The following is a 22,982-nucleotide window of genomic DNA, read 5'->3' on the forward strand; positions in this document are numbered from 1 at the left end:
CGGAGGCTGAGAAAATGATCTCATCCGAATACTGCCGACTCATGGCTCGCTACAATACATGGCAAAACATCTCGTTGGTTAACGCCGCCGATGGACTCACCAATGCGGATCGCTGGAAGGATCGAGGTGCGTACTTTCAATCGATTGCGGCTACTTTGAACCATCTTTATTGGGCTGATGCCTTGATGTTGCAGCGACTAAAAGGCAACGGACGCCCAGAGGAAACCATCACGCACTCCCTAACCAGCCCATCGAATTGGGATGATTTCAAAACGCTGCGCTTGCAACGCAACGAGGAAATTGAAGAATGGACGGCCCGATTGGTCGATGCTGACCTCAACGGTACAGTTGTTTGGTATCCTGGGGACGGTTCAGCCCGGATCGAGAGGCCAACGGCTCTCTGTGCGGCTGAGCTCTTCAATCACGAGACCCACCACCGGGGGCAGGTCCACGCTATGCTGACGGCTGCGGGTGCTAAGCCAGAGCCAACCGACCTCTCGATGGTGCCATAATCTGTTCGCCCGGGTTCAAACCTGAGATTGGCGCCAAAGCGAGAGCGACCTCAGTCCTTGAAGTTGCGGCTGACCTTGATCTGATCCCAGGCCCAGACGACCTCTTGCAGCTGTTCTTCCTGCGACCGGTCGCCGCCGTTCATATCGGGATGCAGCACCTTGATCAGCTTCTTGTAGGCCTTGCGCACTTCGGGCTTGGTCCAGTTGTCCTTGGCTTCGAGTATCTCGATCGCCCGCCGCTCGGTCGGGGGCAACCGGCGTCCGGCGCCACCATTGCGTCCGGGGTTTTGCGTGGCATTCGCGCCCAGCACCTGGTGCGGGTCTTCGATGCCAAGACGCGCCCAGGCACGCGCCTCGGGGTCGGACATCGGCTTGGTCGAGCGTTCCCACACCTTGTCCTTGGATTGCTGCGCGTTGATCTCGGCCTCGGTGGTGCCGTCAAAGAAATTCCATTTCAGATTGTACTCGCGCACATGCTGCTGGCAGAACCAGTAATAGTCATCCAGCACGTCCGGCGCCTTGGGTGCGCGGAACTTGCCCGGTTCCTCACAGCCCTCGTGATGGCACTGCCGGACCGAGGTTTCCGACGCCCCGGACATGCCGCGCCGCCCGCGAGGGTTCTTTTTCTTGGCTGACTTGATCGACATGTCAAAGCCAAAGGGATCTGATTTGGTCATCGAAGGAACCTTTACACGGGCATCTTTCAGTTTCGGAGACCAGAGTTTAGAGTATGTGGCGTGAGATAGAAGAGGGTGCGGTGAAAAAAATCCGCAAATACACAAAATGAGCGTCACCACCGACATCCATGAGCGGCTTCAAGCCGCTTTTGCCCCTTCCGCGCTGGACGTGGTCGATGACAGCGAAAGTCATCGCGGCCATGCCGGCTATCAAGAGGGCGGCGAAAGCCATTTCAACGTGCGCATCCGATCAGAAGCGTTTCGCGATCAATCCCGGATCGACCGGCACCGCGCCGTGCATGCCGCACTTGGGGCTGATCTGGTGGGTCGCATCCATGCGCTGTCGCTGGATATCGGTGTCTGACGGCGACCGGCGCAACGACGATCCTGCCATGCGGACGGCTGTCAAGGCGAGCGAGCAACGCCAGACCGATGCCGGGTGACACCTGCAGGCTCCTCATCGTGTTCCCGGTGCAGGGAGTTGCGAGCGGCGCCCGTTCGATCGGGTCTCGAGCGTCGTTCACGCCCAGCCAAGCTGTCTCAGCGAATGAACGTCGTTCCAGATTTTCGTCATATGCCGGAGCTTCCCCGCATCAAAATCCAGGACATAGACGTAATCTGCCGCAATGCTCTTGCCTGTCGGCTCTCCTGACCCGGCATCGACCGTATGTGTCCCGTGAAAAACCGCAGCCGCGATCACCTTGCCGTGCTCTTCGTCCTCGGCAAATGATTTCAACTCGTAGTGACCGTCGGGGACAGGCACGAACAATCCTTTCATCCACTCGGCGTACCCTTCGACGGTGGTGACATCCGCAAGCGCATCCGCCTGCGCCGAAAAACTCGCGTCGTCGTGGCACCACTGCTTGCAGGCGTCCCAGCCCTGGCCGGTCTCGCAGGCTTCAAAGAAGTCTCGCGCCGCTTTCTTGTTTGTCATCCTGCTTTCCCACATCTGTTGTCGGACAGCCACGAATACTTGCCCGCAGAATCAATAACACGACATACGTGTATTTCAAACACAGACGGAATGGCGCCTCTTTCCCGAGCAAGCCGAGCAAGCCGAGCAAGCCGAGCAAGCCGAGCAAGCCGAGCAAGCCGAGCAAGCCGAGCAAGCCGAGTAAGCCGAGCTGCTGTGTGCTGTGTGGCCAGCATCGGCAGGCTTGACCCGGCGGGGCCCACTGCGTACGCAGTGCCGGGTGACGGCGAGGGCAGGGCAACCGGGACGGTGCCGGGGCAGCGGAGGATTCCACGGATGAATGGGCGTTTTGCCGTGGTATTCGGGGCCTGCCTCACCCAGTTCACGATTATCGGCTTGCTGTTCTCCTATGGCATTTTCATCAAGGCGTTCGAGACCGAGTTCGGCTGGTCGCGCACCCTCTTGTCCGGCTGTTCGACGCTTGCGTTTTTCATGATGGGTTTGCTTGCCATGGTCAGCGGGCGTCTCAGCGATCGGTTCGGGCCGCGCCGGGTGCTGGCCGTGACCGGCATCAGCTATGGGCTGGGCTATGTGCTGATGTCGCAGATCAGCGCGCCATGGCAGCTCTACCTGATCTTCGCCACGTTCCTTGGGCTGGGGCTCGGCTCGCATGATGTGGTGACGCTGTCCACCATCGGGCGCTGGTTCTCCGCGCGACGGGGCATCATGACGGGGCTGGTCAAGGTCGGCACGGCCACCGGGCAGATCATCGTGCCGCCGCTGGCTGCCTTGCTGATCGCCGGCTTCGGCTGGCGCATGGCGCTGATGACGTTGGGCGTGGCGGCGGCGGTCCTGCTCTTCATCGCCGCCATGGCCATGCGAAGCCCGCCGGTTGCCGCCAGCACCGATCCCCTGGCGCCGCCGCAGGGAATGGCGTTCGCCTCTGCCCGTCGCACCCGCGCCTTCTGGACCCTCGGCGCGACCCAGTTCCTGCTCATGCCGTCGCTGTTTACGGTGCCTTTGCACGTCGCGGTGCATGGCATGGATATCGGGATGAGCGCTCCGCTGGCGGCAACGCTGCTCTCGGCCATTGGCGTGGCCAGTATCGCGGGCCGGCTTTTGGTTGGCGGTCTGATCGACCGTATCGGTGGGCGCAACGGCTATATCTGCTGCTTTGCCGCCCTGATACTGGGCCTTTGCATCTTGATCCTGGGACATTCCCACATCGCGCTCTTTGCGGCGATGGCGGTCTACGGCTTTGGCCACGGCGGGTTTTTTACCGTGGTTTCGCCCACGGTCGCCGAGTTCTTTGGTCTGCGCGCGCATGGGGCGATCTTTGGCACGGTCCTGTTCTTTGGGACGGTCGGCGGCTCACTCGGCCCGATCCTGGCCGGTCTCGTCTTTGACACCACCGGCAGCTACTTTATCGCCTTCAGCGGGCTTCTGGTTATGGCCGCGCTCGGCCTCGGGCTGGTTCTGTCCCTTCCAACGCCCGACCCAGAGGCCGTACCGGCATCGGTCTGAAATATCACTCAGTTCCGTTCGCGCTCGATATCCTGCTGTTCGGGCATTGGCTCCACGCCCGAAACCAAAGGAGGCGTGCGAACCGGCTCCTCCACCGTCACCGATGGTGCGGGCACGACCGGAGGGGCCTTGGCGGCGGGCGTCGTCATCACCGGGGAAACCACGGCGCTGTCGTCCTCCAGCGCGCGGCGAAAGATCAGCACATTGCGCCAGTTGGTTGTCGATCCGGTCAGCCCGCTGCGCTCTTCGCTGGGCAACAATTCGGCCCGCAAGTATTCCCAGCCCGACGCGGCCATCTCGTTCAGAACCGCCTCGACCGACAAGGCAAAGCGCCCCTCGGGCGTCTTGATGCCCTTGGTTTTCTGCCCTTTCTGCGGGGCAGGGACAACCTTGTATTCATAGCGTGACATATCTGCGATCCCGAGTTCTTTCTGCGCGCTCCCTATAACAGCGCCACTGCGATCAATACCAGCCCTAACGCCGGATCCCGATGCTGCGCCCGGCGCGCTCCGGGCGTGGCAAGTCGGCCTGCGCCGCGGCCATCGCCGCAAACTTCTCCGCGACATCCGGCAGGAACGGCGCAACCTTCGGCCCGCTCATGTCGATATGCAGCCCCAGGGCCTCGCCCGTCGCCGCCAGCCAGCCATCCTCGTGATGCAATTCCTGATAGGTGTGAAAGCTCTTGTCGCTGTGGTCCACAAGCTGAAAGCTCACCCGAACCCGGTCGCCCTCGTGCAATTCGCGCATGTAGCAGATGTGAAACTCCGCCGTATAGGTCGTGAACCCCTTCGTTCTGGCATAGTCCGGCCCCAACCCGAGCAACTCGTACGCTTCATCTGCACAGGTATCGAACAGCACGTTGTAATAGGCCATGTTCATATGGCCGTTATAGTCGATCCATTCCGGTTTTACGGTCATCACGCTGGACATGAAAGGTGCGCTCATACTGTTCTCCTTTGGCCTGCCTGCGCCCGGAAACGGGCACTGGCTTCAATGATCATCCGCACGACATCAGCGGATGCGCCTCACCCGGTCTCTGTACAGATCATACCAACCGGGCGGCATTCGAACACCTCAGAGCGCCAGTTTGGCGCTGACGATCTCGTTTACCGCCTTGGGGTTGGCCTTGCCGCCGGTCGCCTTCATCACCTGGCCCACGAACCAGCCGGCCAGTTTCGGATTGGCCTTGGCCTTTTCCACCTGTGCCGGGTTGTCGGCGATTACCTTGTCCACGGCGGCCTCGATCGCGCCCGTATCTGTGACCTGCTTCATGCCGCGCATTTCGACAATGTCCGCGGGGTCGCCGCCTTCGGTATAGACGATCTCGAAGAGGTCCTTGGCGATCTTCCCGCTGATATCCCCTTTGGAAATCAACGCGATGATCCCGCCAAGCTGGGACGGTGACACCGGGCTTTCGCCGATCTCGTGGTCTTCTTTCTTGAGCCGCCCGAACAGTTCGTTGATCACCCAGTTCGCCGCTAGTTTGCCATCACGGCCTTCTGCGACAGCTTCGAAATAGCCTGCGGATTCCAGATCTGCCGTCAGTACCGAGGCGTCGTAGTCGGACAGCCCGAAGTCCTTGATGAAACGCGCTTTCTTGTCATCCGGCAATTCCGGAAGACTGGCCGCGATGTCATCGACCCATCCCTGTTCGATCTCTAGCGGCAGCAGGTCGGGGTCAGGGAAATAGCGGTAGTCATGCGCCTCTTCCTTGGACCGCATCGACCGGGTTTCGCCCTTGTCCGGATCATACAGGCGGGTTTCCTGATCGACTGTTCCGCCGCCTTCGACAATCGCGATCTGCCGCCGCGCCTCGACCTCGATCGCCTGTTGTATGAACCGCATCGAGTTCATGTTCTTGATCTCGCAGCGCGTGCCGAGATGGGAGAAATCCTGCGTTTCCTGGTATTTCTCGTACTGACCGGGTCGGCAGATCGACACGTTCACGTCGGCGCGCAGGTTACCGTTCTGCATGTTCCCGTCGCAGGTCCCCAGATAGCGCAGGATCTGGCGCAGCTTGGTCACATAGGCGGCGGCCTCTTCGGGGCCGCGAATATCAGGGCGAGAGACGATTTCCATCAGCGCCACGCCGGTCCGGTTCAGATCGACAAAGGACATGATCGGATCCATGTCGTGGATCGACTTGCCCGCGTCCTGCTCGATATGGATACGTTCGATCCGCACCAAGCGCGCGACGCCATCGCCCATCTCGACCAGCACTTCGCCTTCACCGACGATGGGGTGATAAAGTTGCGAAATCTGATAACCTTGCGGCAGGTCGGGATAGAAATAGTTCTTGCGGTCAAAGGCACTTGCGAGGTTTATCTCAGCCTTCAGGCCAAGCCCCGTGCGCACGGCCTGCTCGATGCAGTATTCGTTGATCACCGGCAACATGCCGGGCATCGCGGCGTCCACGAAGGCGACGTTTGAATTGGGTTCCGCCCCGAATTTGGTCGACGCCCCCGAGAACAGCTTTGCGTTCGAACTGATCTGCGCATGGACTTCCATGCCGATGACCAGTTCCCAGTCGTGCTTGGCCCCGGCGATGATCTTGGGCTTGGGGGTGGTATAGCTCAGGTCCAGCATGGCGTACCTCTTGTCCAACGTCGAAGCCTTCTAGGACACCGATCAGATCGGGGCAAGAGGGGGCCGGTGCGATGCGGTCAGAACACCGTGAAATGGTTGCGCTTCACGGTCAGGCCGCGATCTTGCAGTGCCACCTCGAACGTGCGGTGCGGCGGGATCGCCTCATACGGCAGGCGAACCTTCTTGTTGCCGATCAGGAAGGCGGTGACGCGCACCGAAAAATCCCATCTCGTGTCAAACTGCATATGCTCGATCTCGCTCAGTTCCAGCGCGCCCTGCCGCTTGCCCGTGTACCACTCAAGTCGGTCCTGCGACAGCCGGAGGCCCGCGCTCGTGTCCTTCAGGATATCGAACAGCGCGGGCAGGGTGGGCAGGGCGAGCAGCGCCATCAGCCACCACGCCGCATCAACTTTCACGACCAGTGCAATCAAGACGCCATAGATGGCCGCAAGGATCAGGATCATTCGCCGCGATCGGCCCCGCCGCTCAAAGACCAGATCCTCGGGCATCAGCGACCGCCAGTGACCTCGAGCATGCTGCCGGTGACATAGCTCGCCTCATCGGACAGCAGGTACAGAATCGCATCGGCCACCTCACCCGCCGATCCGGTACGCTGCATCGGCACCATATGGGCAAGGCGTTGAGCGCGACCGGCTTCGCCGCCCTTGGCGTGGATGTCCGTCTCGATCAGGCCGGGGCGCACGGAATTGACGCGGATATTCTCGCCTGCAACCTCGTCCGACAGACCCTTTGTAAAGGTGTCGATGGCCGCTTTGGAGGCGGCGTAATCCACGTATTGCCCGCCCGAGCCCAGCCGTGCGGCGGCGGATGAAACATTGACGATCGCGCCACCATCACCCTGGGCCTGCATCCGCTGTACAGCCTCTTTGGCGACAAGGATTGCACCGATCACGTTGATGTCGAACATGCGCCGCAGGCGGGCGTGGGTCATCTCGGTCACGCGCGCGGTCTGGTCCACCACGCCCGCGTTGTTGACCAGCGCATCCAGCCGCCCGAATGTGGCGTCGACCTGTTGATACATGTGCGTGATCTGCTCCGGCTCGGCGACATCGGCCTGACAGATCAGGGTGCGTGCCCCGGCGGCCTCGGCATCCTTGGCAACTGCCTCGGCCCCGGCCCGGTCGTTGTTGTAGTTCAACGCCAGATCATAGCCGCGCGTCGCGGCAAGGCGGGCCGTGGCCGCGCCGATCCCGGCGCTGGCGCCTGTGATCAACAGAACCTTGCGCATCTATTTCGCCCCCCGGATGCGTGTGATCATCTCGGTTGTGTCCGGGGACAGGCCCGCTGTGCTGGCGATGCGTTCAAGTTCGGTTCCGATCTTTGACTGACGGTCGCTGTCATACCGCCGCCAGGTCTGAAACGCGCTGCACATGCGCGCCGTTGTTTGCGGGTTGACGGGGTCAAGCCGGATCAGCCAGTCCGCAAGCAGGCGGTATCCCGATCCGTCCGCGGCATGAAAACCGGCGTGGTTCATGGTGAGCGCACCCAGCGTCGCACGGAACCGGTTGGGGTTCTTCCAATTGAAATCGGCGTGCTCTGTCAGCGCCGCCACAATCGTCGCGGCCTTGTCCGGTACGGCTTGGGCGATTTGCATCCCGAACCATTTGTCGATGACCAGCCGGTCGTCCTGCCATTGGTCGTAAAAGGCCGCGACCTCTGCGCTGCCCTTGCCCGCTGCCAGCAAACAGCCGAGCGCGGACAGTTGCAACGTCATGTTATCCGCTGCCGCATATTGCGCGGCTGCCTGTGTGCCGCCGTCCAGTCGCGTCACCAGTGAAAGTGCCCTGCCGCCAAGGGCGCGTTTGCTCGTCTGGTCCGGATCGGGGCGATAGGGGCCATCCACGCGGCATTCGGCCAGAATGCGCGGCAGCACGTCCTGCGCATGTTGGGCCATTGCCAATGCCAGGGTCTCGCTGGCCTGCCAGATTGCATCCGGATCGGGTGTTGTGCCCGCTTCGGCCAGGGCGGCGGCCAATTCGGACTGGCTCGGCTGGCCCAGCATCAGCGCGCGATAGGCCGGGTCCAGATCCGCGTCGCGCAGCACCGCCAGCATCCCGTCGAGATAATCTGCCCCCGCGGGCGCGCCCGTCGTGGCCATCGCCATCAGGGTTTCGCGGGCCAAGGCGCGGCCTGCTTCCCACCGGTTGAACGGGTCGGTGTCATGCGCCAGAAGAAACGCCCGCTCGGCGGTGCCGACGTCGCGGTCCAGCACGACCGGCGCGGAAAACCCGCGCAGGATCGACGGAACCGGTCTTGCCGCCAGCCCTTCAAACGCAAAGCTCTGCGTGGCCTCGGTCATCTCCAGCATCCGGGTGGGCAGCACCTCGTCGCCATTGGGGTCGAGCAAGCCAACGCTGATCGGGATCACCTGTGGCTGTGGATCGGGCGATGCGGCGCTGGCCGGAAGGGATTGCGAGAAATGCAGCGTGTATGTGCCGTCTTTCCACTCATCGCGCACCGCAAGGCGCGGTGTCCCCGCCTGCGAATACCAGCGTTTGAATTGCGCAAGATCGCGGTCCGTAACGTCTTCAAACACCTGCAACCAATCCTCGATGGTGCAGGCCTGACCGTCATGGCGTGCGAAATAGAGGTCGAGCGCCCGCGCATAATCGGCGTCACCGACCAGCCGTTTCAACATGCCGATCACCTCGGCACCCTTTTCATAAACGGTCGCGGTATAGAAGTTGTTGATTTCCTGAAAGCTCTCGGGCCGCACCGGGTGTGCCAGCGGTCCCTGATCCTCGGGAAACTGCCGCGCACGCAAGTCGATCACATCGCTGATCCGTTTGACCGCCGCACTGCGCAGATCGCTTGTGAACTGGCTGTCGCGATAGACCGTCAGCCCTTCTTTCAGACAGAGCTGGAACCAGTCCCGGCAGGTGATGCGGTTGCCGGTCCAGTTGTGAAAATACTCATGCGCGATGATGGCTTCGATCCGTTCGAAATTCCCGTCTGTCGCGGTTTCCGGACTTGCCAGAACGGCAGAGGAGTTGAAGACATTCAGCCCCTTGTTCTCCATCGCGCCCATGTTGAAATCATCCACTGCGACGATGTTGAAGACGTCCAGATCGTATTCTCGGCCATAGACCTCTTCGTCCCACTGCATGGATTTCTTGAGCGCTTCCATGCCAAAGGCGCATTTGCCTTCATCGCCGGGGCGGACATAAAGGTTGAGGTCGACCGCCTTGCCTGAACAGGTGGTGAAACTGTCTGAATGTGCGACCAGTTCGCCCGCGACGAGGGCGAACAGATAGGCCGGCTTGGGCCATGGATCATGCCAGATCGCGTGACCCTGGCCTTGCACCTGTGGGTTGCCGTTGGACAGAAGAACCGGGTGGGGGCCCTTGATCTCGACGGTGAACACGCTCATCACGTCGGGCCGGTCGGGGTAGTAGGTGATCTTGCGAAACCCTTCGGCCTCGCATTGGGTGCAATACATGCCGTTGGACATGTAGAGCCCTTCAAGCGCTGTATTGCCCTCGGGATCGATCTCGACCTCGCACTCCCAGATGAACGACCCATCGGGAACCGGGCAGGTCAGCCCCTCGTCGGTGACCTCCGGGCGCACCGGCTCGCCGTTGATTGCCGCCTTGATCAGTGTCAGCTTTTTACCATGCAGATAGAACCGATGGTCCGTCGCCTCGGGGTTGGGTGCAAATGCGATGCGGCTCATGACCCGCGTCGCGTTGGGCGACAGATCAAACGTCAGGTGAACGGACTCTACGTCAAATCCAAAGGGTGTGTAATCCTTCAGATAGATTGTCTGCGGGGCGGTGTCCTTCATGGGGATTGGTCTCCGGGATGGGGCAGGTGTTGTCGTGGGACGTTAGGTTCGCAGGACCGCAGGTGCAACCGGTCGATGTGATCGATCCACCGATGCCAGGCCCCGACTTGCCAGCTTTGCGGCGCTCGCGCTGACTTGGGACCCTGCGGAGCCGACCGGCAATCGAACGGGTGGGTCACGGTCCATAGGCCGGTCGTGTGGTCGCTTGTTGCCTATCGGAAACTTTCGATCTAACTAACCGCGGTATACATTCGTGCACATGACAAGAAGAGGGACCGGAATGAGCGACAGGACCGTGATCGAAGGGCTGCAGATCGCGGCCGAACTTGTGGATTTTGTCGAGAACAGGGCGCTCCCGGGGACGGACATCGGCCCGGACCAGTTCTGGGCGGGCCTTGCGCGCGTGATGAACGAGTTGGGTCTCGAGAACCGGGCCTTGCTGGAACGACGCAGCGAACTGCAGGGCAAGATCGACGCCTGGCATCTGGAGCATCGCGACAGGTCGCACGATCACGAGGCCTACAAGGCATTCCTGGAAGAGATCGGCTATCTGCTGCCAGAGGGCGATGATTTCCATATCGATACGGAAAATGTCGATCCGGAGATCGCCACCGTGCCAGGGGCGCAGCTTGTGGTGCCGGTCACGAACGCGCGCTATGCGCTGAACGCCGCAAACGCCCGCTGGGGCAGCTTGTATGACGGGTTTTACGGCACGGACGCGATGGGCAGCACACCGAGTGCAGGCGGATATGATCGCGGGCGCGGCGCGCGGGTTGTCGCGCGGGCGCGGGTGTTTCTGGACGAGGCCTTTCCGATTGCCGGAGCCAGCCACGCAGACGTGCGCCGCTATCATGTGCAGGGTGGCGCCTTGCTGGTGGATGGCCAGCCGCTTGCGAACCCGGCGCAGTTCGTCGGGTATCGTGGCAATCCAAAGGCGCCGGATGCGGTGGTCATGGTCAATCACGGGCTGCACGTGGAACTGGTCTTTGACCGCGCCCATCCCATTGGCAGCCACGATCAGGCGGGTCTCGCCGATGTGCTGATGGAAAGCGCGATGACGGCGATCATGGATTGCGAAGACTCGGTTGCCTGCGTCGATGCCGAGGACAAGGTGCTGGCCTATGGCAACTGGCTGGGTCTGATGCAGGGAACCCTGACGGCAACGCTGAACAAGGGCGGCAAGACGGTCTCGCGTACGCTCAATCCTGACCGGGACTATACCGCGCCGGATGGCAGCGCGCTGTCGCTCAAGGGGCGGGCGTTGATGCTGGTGCGCAATGTGGGTCATCTCATGACCAACCCGGCCATTCTGGACGGCGACGGCAACGAGACGTTTGAAGGTCTGATGGACGCGATGGTGACTGTGTTGATCGCCATGCACGACCTGAAACGCGAGGGCGGCAATTCCGTTCATGGCTCGGTCTATGTCGTGAAACCCAAGATGCACGGCCCCGAAGAGGTCGCGTTTGCGGCGCGCACCTTTGACATGGTCGAAGACGCTTTGGACCTGCCGCGCAATACCGTCAAGATCGGCATCATGGATGAAGAGCGCCGCACCAGCGTCAATCTCAAGCAATGCATCCGGGCCGCCAAGAGCCGGGTCTGTTTCATCAACACCGGTTTTCTGGACCGGACAGGAGATGAAATCCATACGTCGATGGAGGCCGGGCCGTTTTCGCGCAAGGACTTCATCAAGCGCAAGGACTGGATCGGAGCCTATGAAGACCGCAATGTCGACATCGGACTTGAATGCGGGCTGCAGGGCAAGGCGCAGATCGGCAAGGGCATGTGGGCGATGCCCGACATGATGGAAGCGATGCTGGATCAGAAGATCGCCCATCCCCGCGCCGGTGCCAACACGGCCTGGGTCCCGAGCCCGACAGCGGCGACCCTGCATGCGCTGCACTACCACAAGGTCGACGTGTTCGCGGTTCAGGACAAGCTCAAGGCGAATGGTCGGCGCGCGCATGTGGATGCGGTTCTGACCATCCCTCTGGCAACCTACCGGCGCTGGTCGGACGCGCAGAAGACACAGGAAATCGAGAACAACGCGCAGGGCATTCTGGGCTATGTCGTGCGCTGGATCGATCAGGGGGTCGGCTGTTCCAAGGTGCCGGACATCAACAATGTCGGGCTGATGGAAGATCGCGCCACCTGCCGGATTTCGGCCCAGCATATTGCCAACTGGCTGCACCACGGGATTGTCAGCGAGACAGTGGTGCTGGATGCAATGCGCCGGATGGCCGCCGTCGTGGACGAGCAGAATGCCGGCGATCCGCTCTATCGGCCCATGGCGCCGGAGTTTGATGGGCTCGCGTTTCAGGCGGCCTGCGACCTGGTGTTCAAGGGGCGCAAACAGCCGTCGGGTTATACCGAGCCGGTCCTGCATGCACGGCGCCTGGAACTGAAAGCCGCCGGTCGCGCGTGAGGCGAGACACGGGAACGAGGGGGCTGTCTGCCCCCTCGCGCTCCCCCGAGGATATTTTCAGCAAGAAAAAGGAAATTCAGTCATGACGATCTCACTGCGCAAGGCGCGCACCATTATTCGCAAGACACTTGAAAAAGGCCGCGAGCTGGAGCTGAAGCCGCTGTCGGTGGTGGTTTTGGATGCGGGCGGGCATGTGCAGGCGTTCGAGCGCGAGGATGGGGCCTCTCCGGGGCGGTTCGCAATCGCGCATGGCAAGGCCTATGGGGCGGTAATGCTGGGCATGGCCGGGACCGCACAGATGGCGCGGGCCGAGCAGCAGGCGTACTTCATGGGGGCGGTGAACGGGCTCTTCGGCGGGCAGATGGTGCCGGTGCCGGGGGGCGTGTTGCTGCGCGACAAGAAGGGCGCGGTGATCGGGGCCGTGGGCGTGACCGGAGATACGTCTGACAATGACGCGACAGCTGCGCTGGCGGGGATCGAAGCTGCGGGGCTGACCGGCGAAATCTGAGCGGGCTTTACTCTGCGCCTTGGTGCGCCACGACACATGCACCTGCGCCATCATGCAGGGACCGGCAGTTGCCCATTGTTGCGGGGCGTCCTATTCTTGTTCAAACACAAGCGGACAGGCACATATATGGCGCGCCCAATCGTAGGCATCATCGGAAACAGCTATCTTATCAACGACGAGTATCCGGCCCACGCGGGCGGGTCGCACAACTCCGAGGCGGTGGCCGAGGTATCGAAGTGCCTGCCGTTGCTGATACCGGCCGATCCCAGGTACCTGTCTGTCGAGGAACTGCTCGAAACCTGTGACGGATTCCTGCTGACCGGCGGACGTCCCAACGTGCATCCCGAGGAATACGGCGAGGCGGAAACCGAAGCGCATGGCGCGTTTGACCGGGCACGCGACGCGATCACGCTGCCGCTGGTGCGGGCCTGTGTCGAGCGGGGGCAACCGTTCTTCGGGATTTGCCGGGGGTTTCAGGAGGTGAACGTTGCCTTGGGTGGCACGCTCTATCCGGAAATCCGCGACTTGCCGGGCCGGATGAACCACAGGATGCCGCCTGACGGGACGATGGAAGAGAAATTCGCGCTCCGTCACATGGTCCGGTTTTCCGAAGGCGGCGTGTTTCACGACCTGTTCGGTGCCGTCGAGGTGATGACCAACACCTTGCATGGTCAGGGGATCAAGCGTCCCGGATCCCGGATCGTGATTGACGGCCATGCGCCCGATGGGACGCCCGAGGCGATCTATGTCGAGAACGCGCCGGGCTTTACCCTGTCGGTTCAGTGGCATCCGGAATGGGATGCGGCCAACGATCCGGTTTCGCGTCCGCTGTTCACCGCGTTCGGCGATGCGGTCCGGGCCTGGGCGGCACGCGCGCCTTTGCAGAAGAGCGCCTGATCCCGGCGCATCAAATCAACAGATCAAAGCTCTTGCTGAAGGGCAATTCGCGGACGCGTGTGCCGGTCAGGTCGAACAGCGCGTTTCCGAGCGCGGGCATCGATGGCGGCGTGCCCGGCTCACCCGCGCCGCTGATGTGGCGCTTGTTCTCCAGCACGGCGACCTCGGTCACCGGTGCCGTGTGCATCCGGATCGCGTCGTAATCGGGAAAGTTCATCTGTTCGACCTCGCCACCGGCAAAGGTGATCTCTCCGAAACAGGCGGCGGACAGGCCATAAATCATGCCGCCGATCATCTGCGCTTCGACAATGCTGCGATCCAGTGCAATCCCGACATCACAGGCAATCCAGGCCTTGTTGATGCGGATGGTGCCGTCTTCGTCCACGACCTCGATGACCTGCGCGACCGGTGTGCCGAAACTGTAGGTAAATCCGACGCCACGCCCGATACCGTCCGGCGTTTTCCCCGTCCAGCCAGACATGTCGCGCACCGTTTCAAGGCAGGTGGCGGCGGGGCCCCATTCGGCTTTGGCTATTTCCAGTCGGAAGTCCAACGGATCGCGTTCTGCGGCGTGGGCCATTTCGTCGACAAAGCTGTCCAGGAGAAACCCGTTGATCGAGGCCCCGACCGAGCGCCAGAACCCGACGGGAACGGCCATATCGGCAAGGTAGCCCCGGATGCGGAAATTCGGAATGGCGTAGGGCGCGTTAAAGGCCCCGTCCACGGTGCCCTTGTCGGGCCCCGCAGCCGGTGCGCCCATCCAGCGCGCCATCGTCTGCTGTGTGCAGGACTGGGTTGCGATGCCACCATCCAGCAGAACGGCCTTGCCATCCTGCACCGCGCCTTTGAACCGGCCAATGGCGCCGGGACGGTAGAAATCATGCTGCATGTCTTCTTCGCGTGACCACGTGAGCTGCACCGGGACGTTTGGCATTTCCCTGGAGACGCGGGCCGCGAGTACGGCGAAATCCATTTCCCCCCGCCGCCCAAAACCACCGCCAAGATAGGTGGTATGCACATCCACCGCTGCGGGCTCCAATCCCACGGCTTCGGCGCAATGGCGTTGCACGAAGATCGGGGCCTGGGTGCCGCACCAGATGTCGAACCGGGTCCCGGAGAAGAGCGCGGTGGCGGTCATCGGTTCCATCGTTGCATGGGCAAGATAGGGAACGCGGTATTCGGCGCTGATTTCGGTGGCGCCGGTTGGGATCGTTTCAACATCCCCGTCATCGCGCATTTCCGAATTCGGGTCAGCGTCAAAGGCAGATGCGATCCTGGCAAATATCTGTTCGGTCTCGGGCGGGTAGGCGGCATCTTCCCATTCGATGTCGAGGCTGTCCAGCGCCTGCATCGCGATCCAGGTGTTGTTGGCCACAATGGCCACACCGGTGCCAAGGTCGATCACCTTTTGAACCCCTTGCATCTGCTCTGCCGCCGAGGCATCGAACCTCGTCATGCCGCTGCGTTGCGGAGACATTCGCACAGAGGCAAACTTCATCCCGTCCAACCGCACATCAATGCCGAATTCGGCGGTGCCGGTGCACTTGCCAACCATATCAACGCGGGGCTGTGATTTTCCAACCAACCGCCATTCGGTCGAAGGCCGTACATCGGCCTTCACCGGATCAAGGGCGGCAGCGGCGACCGCCAGATCGACGTAGGCAATCTCGGTCCCGTCCGGGGTGATGACCTTGCCGTCCGCCGTCCTGAGCGTTTGCCGCGCCACGCCGAGTTGCCGGGCGGCGGCTTCCTTCAACGTTTCACGGGCCGAGGCACCTGCGGCGCGCATCCGCTCGAACCCGTCGACCATCGAGGTCGATCCACCGGTGACCTGCATTCCGATGACCTTGCCGACCTTCCCCAGCGTTTCAGCGACGCTGTGCATGAAGTTGGAGCGATCATAGCCTTTACCGGGCAGAACCTCTCCGATCATGGCGCTGTTGTAATAGGCTGCGGCGGCGGGGCCGTGGAGCACGCGAACCTGATCCAGCTCGACATCCAGTTCTTCGGCGATCAGGGCGGCCCAGGTGGTCCTGACCCCCTGGCCCATCTCGGCGCGCGGGGCGAACAGGGTCACGCCCTGCCGGTCAATCAGCACGAATGGGTTGAGCGCGGCTTCGCCCTCGGTGGGCTTCAGTGGATTGGGCGCGGGGCGCGACACATAGTAGGCTCCGAAGGCGACGCCACCGACAATGGCGGCAGAGCCGATCAGAAAGGTCCGACGCGCGATCTTGCCGATGCTTGCCATGGTTCAGGCCTCCTTCATCTTGCCGGCGGCGGTGTGTATCGCGGCACGGATGCGGGGGTAGGTGCCACACCGGCAGAGGTTGCCCAGCATGGCGTCGTCGATATCCGCATCGGTCGGGTTCGGATTCTCGGCGAGCAACGCGGCGGCCTGCATGATCTGGCCGGACTGACAATACCCGCATTGCGCCACCTGAGTCTCGACCCAGGCCTCTTGGATCGCGGCCATCGCGTCGGGCGTGCCCACCCCTTCGATCGTGGTGACTTTGCCCCAGACATCGGAGAGCTGCACCTGGCAACTGCGCACGGCCTCGCCATCGATATGGACCGTGCAGGCGCCACAGGAGGCCACGCCACAGCCAAACTTGGTTCCGGTCAGGCCGATTTCATCGCGCAGGACCCAGAGCAAAGGAACGTCGCCGGGCAGTTCCACTTGGTGCGATTTACCGTTAATGGTGAGGTGTGTTGACATGGCTTGCCCTCGATCTGGCGAATGCTCTGACGCTTTGACATTAATAGCAAAAAATGTCAGCATGTCAATCGGGGAAAAACAGGGAAGTTCAAGGCCTTTGCCATGATGCGCGATGCAACCGATTCCAGACAGGACGCCATATTGCAGTCAGCATTGCGGGTTTTCGCGACCTATGGGTTTCGCAAGACCTCGATGAACGACATCGCGAACGGCGCCGGCATGTCCCGCCCGGCCGTCTACCAGCACTACAAGAACAAGGACGAGATCTTTCGCAGGCTCACCCAGATCTACTACGATCAGGCGGCCGATGCGCTCGCGACGGTGTTCAGCGCGCACAGGCCGGTGACCGAAACCCTGCATCACGCCTTTGATGCACAGGTCGGCGACATGGTCGAGGCGCTCCTGGCGTCTCCACACGGGATGGAGCTTCTTGACACCGGTGAAAGGACGGCGGCGGATATCAAGCAGACCGGAGAGGACCGGCTGCGCGTGCTCTACGCCGACTGGCTGAAACAGCAGGCCGAGCATGGCCGCATTGATCTTCCCGACACTCCCGAACAGGTCGCGGATGTTATCCTTGTCGCGCTGAAGGGGCTCAAGACAACGGTCAGTTCGGTTCCACAGCTACGGGCAAGGCTCGCGGCATTCGCGTCTTTGATCGGGCGTGGGCTTGAGGCTGCGTAGACCGCGATCGCCTCAGAGATCAGTCCGCAAATGCCAGAGTTCCGGGAACAGTTCGACGTCGAGCATCCGTTTCAGATAGCTTATCCCCCCGGTGCCGCCGGTCCCGCGCTTGAACCCGATGACACGTTCGACCGTGGTGACATGGTTGAACCGCCAGCGGCGAAAATAGTCTTCGAGATCGACCAGTTTCTCGGCAAGTTCGTAAAGCTCCCAGTGGGTCTGCGGATCACGATACACCTTGCTCCAGGCGGCGGCGACGGCCTCGCTCTCTGCATGTGGTTGCTCAAGCGCCCGGTCCAGAACCTCGTCGGGCAACGGAAAGCTCTGGTTCAACGCGCGCAGGGCCACGTCATAAAGGGACGGTTGCGCCAGTTCGCCGGTCAGCAGAGCCGTGATGCCGGGGCGATGGGCATGCGGCTTGAGCAGGGCGATGTTGCGGTTGCCCAGCATGAATTCGACCTGTCGATATTGATGCGACTGAAACCCCGAAGATTGCCCAAGTGCCTCGCGAAACGTTGTGTAGTCGCTGGGTGTCATGGTCCGAAGCACATCCCACGCATTGTTCAGCTGCTCAAAGATCCGCGACACGCGCGCCAGCATCTTGAAAGCGGGGCGCCGGTCGGCCTCTTGCAGGGTTGCGCGTGCAGCCGTCAATTCGTGGATCGCAAGCCGCATCCACAATTCCGAAGTCTGGTGCTGGATGATGAACAGCATTTCGTCATGGGCATCCGACAGGGGGTGCTGCGCATCCAGAACCTTTTGCAGGTTGAGATAGTCGCCATAGGACATGCGCCCGTCAAAGGACATCTGCGCACCCTCGCGCGCGGGATCATAAGGGTCGGTCATTGTGTCGGCTCCAGTTTCAGCTCCATACGGAACCGCTCCAGCGGCACGCCGGCGCGCATCACGGTTTCCGCTTCGATCTCATGCCAGCCGTGGCGCGCGAGAAACTTCCGCGCCAGGTGACTGGCATCGGCTGTCAGGTGGCCCAGGCCATGCGCGCGGGCGGATTGCAGCACGCTTTCATGCAGGGCGCCAGCCACCCCGCGCCCCATATCGTCGGGCGTGACAAAGGCCATGTCCAGATGGCCGTTCCGTTCCAACGTCATGAAACCGATAACGGTCTCGCCGCGATGCGCGACACAAGTCAGGGCATCGCCCAGACGGGCACAGTTCTCAAGTGTCGGCGCAGGCACGCTGGCGCACCAGGCATCCCTTTGCGCCTGACTATAGTGGTGCCGCGCTCCGGTCTGAACCGCGTCAAAGAACACGTGCCAGCATCCCGCACAGTCCGCTGCCACGTAGGGGCGCACGGCCCATGTCATGTCACCGCCGCGCGGGCCTTGTACTCTGCCTGATCCCACAGCCGGTTCTGCATCACGTCGCGGATGATGGCGACGGCGGCACGCACGTCGCCCTCGTCGATATAGAGCGGGGTAAAGCCGAACCGCATGATGTCAGGCGCGCGGAAATCGCCGATCACGCCACGGGCAATCAGCGCTTGCATCGCGGCATAGCCATCTGCAAAGCGGAACGAGACCTGGCTGCCGCGATGGGCCGCGTCGCGCGGGCTGGCGAGGGTCAGCATCGGGCAGGCGGCCTCGATCTCGGCGATGAACACCTCGCACAGCCCGATTGACGCCCTGCGCACGTCGGCCATATCGGCCATGTCCCAGATATCCAGCGCGGTCTCCAACGCCGTCATCTGGATGATCGGCGGCGTTCCGACCCGCATCCTCTCGACACCGGTGCCGGGCCGATAGCTTTTTTCGAACGCAAAGGGGGCGTCATGGCCCAGCCAACCAGACAAGGCAGGCACCGCCCGGTCCGCATGGCGCGGTGCAACATAGATGAACGCAGGCGCGCCGGGGCCGCCATTGAGATATTTATAGGTGCAACCCACCGCAAAATCGGCACCGGCACCGGCGACATCCACCGGCACCGCCCCGGCCGTGTGGGCAAGATCCCAGACCGTCACCACACCAGCGTCATGCGCCCGTTTCGTGAGCGTGGCCATGTCGTGCAGACGGCCAGTCCCGTAATCCACTTCGGTCAGCATCAGAATCGCGATTTCGTCCGTGATCGCCCCCGCCACCTCGTCAGGGGCGACAATGCGCAATTCGTGACCTCTGCCCAGACTGCGCAACAGCCCTTCCGCCATGTAAAGGTCAGATGGAAAGTTGCCGCTGTCGGTCAGTACCACGCGCCGGTCCGGGTTCATGTCGAGTGCTGCGGCCAGCGCCTGATAGACCTTGATCGACAGGGTATCGCCCAGAACCACATGCCCCGGTTCCGCCCCGATCAAACGTCCGACCCGGTCACCAAGGGCCATCGGCATCGCCATCCAGCCCGCCTTGTTCCAGCCGGTGATCAGCAACTCGCCCCATTCCTGCGTCAGCATCTTTGCGACCCGCTCGGGCGCGGCCTTGGGCAGGGGGCCGAGCGAATTTCCGTCGAGATAGAGCACACCGTCCGGTATCTCGAACAGTGCCTTTGTCGCTGCAAAATCGGTCATTGGCCTTCCTTGTTGTCAGGGGATCGCGGCATCGTCATCCATGATCTATGCGTCAGCCTGTGGGCCTGTCCAGCCTTGTTTGACGGCTCACATCTGACCGCCCGCGATCTCGATCACCTGACCGTTCACGCTTTCCGATCCCGGCCGCACCAGCCACATCACAGTAGCGGCGATTTCTTCGGGGGCGATCAGGCGTTTGTGGCGGTTGGCGTTCACCATGACCGCGCGGGCGTCGTCTTCGCTGATCCCGGCGCGTTTTGCGATGTTGTCGGTGTTGCGTTCGACGATCGGGGTGTCGACATAGGCCGGGCAGATCGCGTTGAAGGTCATCGGCTTGCCCATGTAATCCTCGCTCAGGGCGCGGGTCAGGCCGATCAACCCGTGCTTTGACGCGGTATAGCAGGCCGCACCGGGCAGACCTTTGACTCCGGCGATCGACGCCATGGTGATGACGCGCCCCCAATCGGTCTGGCGCATGCTGTGCAGGCATTCGCGGATCGTCAGGAAGGCGCCATCCAGATTGGTCGCCATCATGTTGCGCCAGAATTCCATGCTGGTCTTGTGCACGGCGCGGCCCTCGGCAACACCGGCGTTGGCCACGCAGATCTGTACGGGGCCGCGGGCCTCTACCGCCGTTGCGATCTTGGCGATGACATCCACTTCGTCGCGGACATCCATCGCCATGCCGAAAATCCCGTCGCCCGCGACCGCGTCCAGCACCTCTTGCCGTCGTCCGGTGATCGTGACCTGTGCCCCCTCTGCCGCCAGTGCCTGTGCAATCGCCAGCCCGATCCCGGTTCCGCCACCCGTGACAAGCGCGTGCTTACCCTGAAGTGTCATGATGTTCCTCCGTAGCGTCGGGCGCACCCTATCCGGTCTCGCGCCAGAGACAAGTCGCCCCGCACAATGGGTGCGGCGATGCGTACCCCGTCACCGGGTGGAACAGGGCGCGATTCCGGTGCACACTCCGGCGCGTTTCCCGAGCAGACAACAGCGCGTGCGAAGCGGGATGCCGTTTGTGCCGCGCAGCGATTGATAAACGGGCAGAGGTGATCTGATGAAATGGCTTGATATCCCCCCGGTCTGGTTGCTGCTGTTCGTCGTGCTGGCCTGGGTCCAGTCGAGATACTTCTCCTACGGGCTGGATTTTGGTGGTGCCTGGGCGGACCTTCTGGGCGGCATGCTGATCGGAGGCGGTCTCTTGCTGATGGTGCTGGCGCTCTCCGAATTTCGCCGTCACGCCACCACGGTCAACCCGCACGGCACACCCGACCGGTTGATCCAGTCGGGGATTTTCAGCCGCTCGCGCAACCCGATATATGTGGGAGACGCCCTGGTCCTGGCCGGCCTCATCCTGCGCTTTGATGCGGTTCTGGCGCTGCCTTTGATACCTGTATTTGTCTGGGTGATCGAAAGACGTTTCATCCTGCCGGAAGAAGACCGGCTGCGGCGATTGTTCCGTACGGATTTCGCCAGATACGAAAGAAAAGTGCGCAGATGGATGTAAGCAAGTAAGATATTCGTCGCGCGTCCCTGCGCCGCGCTTGCGCGCGTTTGATGCGCAAGGTAGTGAAGCGTGCAGAAATTGGGCTATTTTGCGCCCTTTATGGGCAAAATCAGGGGGACTTGGATTGAAGATAGGAACGCCGAAGGAAATTCACGACGGGGAACGTCGTGTCGCAATGACACCTGAAAGCGTGCTCCAGCTTCAGAAGCTGGGCCATGAATGTCTGATCGAGACCGGGGCCGGCATTGAGGCCGGGTTCTCGGACGCAGCCTACGAGGCGGCGGGTGTCGAGGTCGTCAAGACGGCGGCCGCGCTGTTCAAGGCGGCGGATGTGGTCGCCAAGGTGCGTCCACCCACCGACACCGAGGTCAAGCGTCTGCGCAGCGATCAGACCCTGATTTCGTTCTTCTACCCCGGTTCCAACGAGGATCTGATGGGCAAGGCGGCGGAAAAAGGCGCGACGGTCATCGCCATGGACATGGTGCCACGCATCAGCCGCGCGCAAAAGATGGATGCGCTGTCGTCGATGGCCAATATCGCCGGCTATCGCGCGGTGATCGAGGCGGGCAACAATTTCGGGCGTTTCTTTACCGGACAGGTGACGGCGGCGGGCAAGGTGCCCCCGGCCAAGGTTCTGGTGGTCGGCGCTGGTGTGGCCGGTCTCGCCGCGATCGGCACGGCGACATCGCTGGGTGCAATCACCTATGCCTTTGACGTGCGTCCCGAAGTGGCGGAGCAGATCGAATCGATGGGGGCCGAGTTCGTGTTCCTTGAATTTGACGCATCCGAATTGCCCGACGGGGCGGCGACCGGTGGGTATGCACCGCCCTCAAGCCCCGAGTTTCAGGCCAAACAGCTTGAGAAATTCCGCGAAATTGCGCCGGACATCGATATCGTCATCACCACCGCCCTGATCCCGAACCGGCCTGCGCCGCTGTTGTGGACCAAGGACATGGTCGAGTCGATGAAGCCGGGCAGCGTGATCGTCGATCTCGCGGCAGAGCGTGGCGGCAACTGCGAACTGACCGTGATGGACGAGAAAGTCGTGACCGACAATGGCGTTACGATCATCGGTTACACCGATTTCCCGTCGCGCATGGCGGCGCAGAGTTCGACGCTCTATGCCAACAACATCCGTCACATGATGACCGATCTCACACCTGAAAAGGACGGGGTGATCAATCATGACATGGAAGACGACGTCATCCGTGGCTCGACCATCACCCATGCAAAAGAGGTCACGTTCCCGCCGCCGCCGCCCAAGGTTCAGGCCATTGCGGCCAAGCCCAAGGAAAAGCCCAAGGTGCTGACGGCGGAAGAGAAACGCGCCGCCGAAGTGGTCGCGTTCAAGGCGCAGACCAAACAGCAGGTGACCCTGCTGGCGGTGGGCGCTGCGGTGCTGCTGGCTGTCGGGCTCGTGGCTCCGGCCAGCTTCATGCAGCATTTCATCGTCTTCGTGCTCGCGGTCTTTGTCGGCTTCCAGGTGATCTGGAACGTCAGCCATTCGCTGCATACGCCCTTGATGGCGGTCACCAACGCGATCAGTTCGATCATCATCCTGGGTGCGCTGATGCAGATCGGATCGGGCAGTTTCCTCGTGATCCTGCTGGCGGCGCTGTCCATTTTCATGGCCGGGATCAACATCTTCGGCGGATTCCTCGTCACTCGGCGCATGCTTGCCATGTTCCAGAAATCGTAAAGGAGCCGAGC

At 61.9% G+C, this 22,982-nt stretch carries 23 protein-coding genes; 9 read left to right on the forward strand and 14 right to left on the reverse strand.

What is annotated here, in order from left to right:
- Positions 1 to 14: 14 nt before the first annotated feature.
- Positions 15 to 512, forward strand: coding sequence for a DinB family protein (locus QO231_RS01885; protein WP_316772635.1), 498 nt, complete (start codon positions 15 to 17; stop codon positions 510 to 512).
- 50 nt (positions 513 to 562) lie between these two features.
- On the opposite strand, the gene QO231_RS01890 is transcribed toward QO231_RS01885, so the two are convergent.
- Positions 563 to 1,189 (reverse strand): J domain-containing protein, encoded by a 627-nt coding sequence (locus tag QO231_RS01890; protein ID WP_316772636.1) that lies wholly within the window; start codon positions 1,187 to 1,189, stop codon positions 563 to 565.
- A gap of 106 nt (positions 1,190 to 1,295) precedes the next feature.
- Here QO231_RS01890 and QO231_RS01895 point away from each other — a divergent pair, with 106 nt between their 5' ends.
- Positions 1,296 to 1,553 carry a BolA family protein gene (locus tag QO231_RS01895; protein WP_316772638.1) on the forward strand — a complete coding sequence of 86 codons (258 nt, stop codon included), beginning with the start codon at positions 1,296 to 1,298 and terminating at the stop codon, positions 1,551 to 1,553.
- 156 nt (positions 1,554 to 1,709) lie between these two features.
- Here the strand turns inward: QO231_RS01895 and QO231_RS01900 are convergent, their stop codons facing one another.
- On the reverse strand, positions 1,710 to 2,123 hold the full coding sequence (locus QO231_RS01900; protein WP_316772639.1) for an ester cyclase: 414 nt from the start codon (positions 2,121 to 2,123) through the stop codon (positions 1,710 to 1,712).
- Positions 2,124 to 2,438: 315 nt separating this feature from the next.
- Here QO231_RS01900 and QO231_RS01905 point away from each other — a divergent pair, with 315 nt between their 5' ends.
- Positions 2,439 to 3,626 (forward strand): MFS transporter, encoded by a 1,188-nt coding sequence (locus QO231_RS01905; protein ID WP_316772641.1) that lies wholly within the window; start codon positions 2,439 to 2,441, stop codon positions 3,624 to 3,626.
- An 8-nt stretch (positions 3,627 to 3,634) separates the two neighbouring features.
- Here the strand turns inward: QO231_RS01905 and QO231_RS01910 are convergent, their stop codons facing one another.
- The 6 genes from QO231_RS01910 to pepN form a co-directional block, all read right to left on the reverse strand.
- Positions 3,635 to 4,036 (reverse strand): DUF4177 domain-containing protein, encoded by a 402-nt coding sequence (locus tag QO231_RS01910; RefSeq protein WP_316772643.1) that lies wholly within the window; start codon positions 4,034 to 4,036, stop codon positions 3,635 to 3,637.
- A 64-nt stretch (positions 4,037 to 4,100) separates the two neighbouring features.
- Positions 4,101 to 4,571 (reverse strand): thioesterase family protein, encoded by a 471-nt coding sequence (locus tag QO231_RS01915; protein ID WP_316772645.1) that lies wholly within the window; start codon positions 4,569 to 4,571, stop codon positions 4,101 to 4,103.
- Positions 4,572 to 4,700: 129 nt separating this feature from the next.
- Entirely contained in the window at positions 4,701 to 6,212 is a 1,512-nt protein-coding gene (gene gatB, locus QO231_RS01920) for an Asp-tRNA(Asn)/Glu-tRNA(Gln) amidotransferase subunit GatB (protein ID WP_316772647.1), read from the reverse strand.
- A 77-nt stretch (positions 6,213 to 6,289) separates the two neighbouring features.
- Positions 6,290 to 6,676 carry a hypothetical protein gene (locus QO231_RS01925; protein WP_316772649.1) on the reverse strand — a complete coding sequence of 129 codons (387 nt, stop codon included), beginning with the start codon at positions 6,674 to 6,676 and terminating at the stop codon, positions 6,290 to 6,292.
- Between the two features lie 44 nt (positions 6,677 to 6,720).
- Positions 6,721 to 7,461, reverse strand: coding sequence for an SDR family oxidoreductase (locus QO231_RS01930; protein ID WP_316772651.1), 741 nt, complete (start codon positions 7,459 to 7,461; stop codon positions 6,721 to 6,723).
- Complete coding sequence (pepN, locus tag QO231_RS01935; RefSeq protein ID WP_316772653.1) at positions 7,462 to 10,017, reverse strand: aminopeptidase N; 2,556 nt, start codon at positions 10,015 to 10,017, stop codon at positions 7,462 to 7,464.
- A 280-nt stretch (positions 10,018 to 10,297) separates the two neighbouring features.
- On the opposite strand from pepN, the gene QO231_RS01940 reads away from it, so the two are divergent.
- The 3 genes from QO231_RS01940 to QO231_RS01950 all read left to right on the forward strand — a co-directional run bounded on the left by QO231_RS01940 (position 10,298) and on the right by QO231_RS01950 (position 13,850).
- Positions 10,298 to 12,445, forward strand: a complete 2,148-nt coding sequence (locus QO231_RS01940; protein WP_316772655.1) for a malate synthase G — start codon at positions 10,298 to 10,300, stop codon at positions 12,443 to 12,445.
- Between the two features lie 82 nt (positions 12,446 to 12,527).
- On the forward strand, positions 12,528 to 12,953 hold the full coding sequence (locus QO231_RS01945; protein WP_316772656.1) for a GlcG/HbpS family heme-binding protein: 426 nt from the start codon (positions 12,528 to 12,530) through the stop codon (positions 12,951 to 12,953).
- Positions 12,954 to 13,079: 126 nt separating this feature from the next.
- On the forward strand, positions 13,080 to 13,850 hold the full coding sequence (locus QO231_RS01950; protein WP_316772658.1) for a gamma-glutamyl-gamma-aminobutyrate hydrolase family protein: 771 nt from the start codon (positions 13,080 to 13,082) through the stop codon (positions 13,848 to 13,850).
- Between the two features lie 10 nt (positions 13,851 to 13,860).
- On the opposite strand, the gene QO231_RS01955 is transcribed toward QO231_RS01950, so the two are convergent.
- Positions 13,861 to 16,098 carry a xanthine dehydrogenase family protein molybdopterin-binding subunit gene (locus QO231_RS01955; RefSeq protein ID WP_316772660.1) on the reverse strand — a complete coding sequence of 746 codons (2,238 nt, stop codon included), beginning with the start codon at positions 16,096 to 16,098 and terminating at the stop codon, positions 13,861 to 13,863.
- A gap of 3 nt (positions 16,099 to 16,101) precedes the next feature.
- Positions 16,102 to 16,566, reverse strand: coding sequence for a (2Fe-2S)-binding protein (locus tag QO231_RS01960; protein WP_316772663.1), 465 nt, complete (start codon positions 16,564 to 16,566; stop codon positions 16,102 to 16,104).
- Between the two features lie 102 nt (positions 16,567 to 16,668).
- Between QO231_RS01960 and QO231_RS01965 the strand changes: the two genes are divergently transcribed.
- Positions 16,669 to 17,250, forward strand: a complete 582-nt coding sequence (locus QO231_RS01965) for a TetR/AcrR family transcriptional regulator (protein ID WP_316772666.1) — start codon at positions 16,669 to 16,671, stop codon at positions 17,248 to 17,250.
- A 12-nt stretch (positions 17,251 to 17,262) separates the two neighbouring features.
- Here the strand turns inward: QO231_RS01965 and kynA are convergent, their stop codons facing one another.
- The 4 genes from kynA to QO231_RS01985 all read right to left on the reverse strand — a co-directional run bounded on the left by kynA (position 17,263) and on the right by QO231_RS01985 (position 20,605).
- On the reverse strand, positions 17,263 to 18,096 hold the full coding sequence (gene kynA / locus QO231_RS01970; protein ID WP_316772670.1) for a tryptophan 2,3-dioxygenase: 834 nt from the start codon (positions 18,094 to 18,096) through the stop codon (positions 17,263 to 17,265).
- Positions 18,093 to 18,575, reverse strand: a complete 483-nt coding sequence (locus QO231_RS01975; RefSeq protein ID WP_316772673.1) for a GNAT family N-acetyltransferase — start codon at positions 18,573 to 18,575, stop codon at positions 18,093 to 18,095. Before QO231_RS01975 ends, kynA begins: the two co-directional genes overlap by 4 nt.
- Positions 18,572 to 19,765, reverse strand: coding sequence for a kynureninase (kynU, locus tag QO231_RS01980; protein ID WP_316772675.1), 1,194 nt, complete (start codon positions 19,763 to 19,765; stop codon positions 18,572 to 18,574). The genes QO231_RS01975 and kynU overlap by 4 nt, the downstream gene beginning before the upstream one ends.
- 87 nt (positions 19,766 to 19,852) lie before the next feature.
- Positions 19,853 to 20,605, reverse strand: coding sequence for an SDR family NAD(P)-dependent oxidoreductase (locus tag QO231_RS01985; protein WP_316772678.1), 753 nt, complete (start codon positions 20,603 to 20,605; stop codon positions 19,853 to 19,855).
- Positions 20,606 to 20,822: 217 nt separating this feature from the next.
- Between QO231_RS01985 and QO231_RS01990 the strand changes: the two genes are divergently transcribed.
- On the forward strand, positions 20,823 to 21,272 hold the full coding sequence (locus tag QO231_RS01990; protein ID WP_316772681.1) for a methyltransferase family protein: 450 nt from the start codon (positions 20,823 to 20,825) through the stop codon (positions 21,270 to 21,272).
- Between the two features lie 124 nt (positions 21,273 to 21,396).
- Positions 21,397 to 22,971: a Re/Si-specific NAD(P)(+) transhydrogenase subunit alpha gene (locus tag QO231_RS01995; RefSeq protein ID WP_316772685.1), complete on the forward strand. Its 1,575-nt coding sequence runs from the start codon at positions 21,397 to 21,399 to the stop codon at positions 22,969 to 22,971.
- Positions 22,972 to 22,982: the final 11 nt, after the last annotated feature.

Source organism: Sedimentitalea todarodis (assembly GCF_032595355.1).
Taxonomy (GTDB): Bacteria; Pseudomonadota; Alphaproteobacteria; order Rhodobacterales; family Rhodobacteraceae; genus Sedimentitalea; species Sedimentitalea todarodis.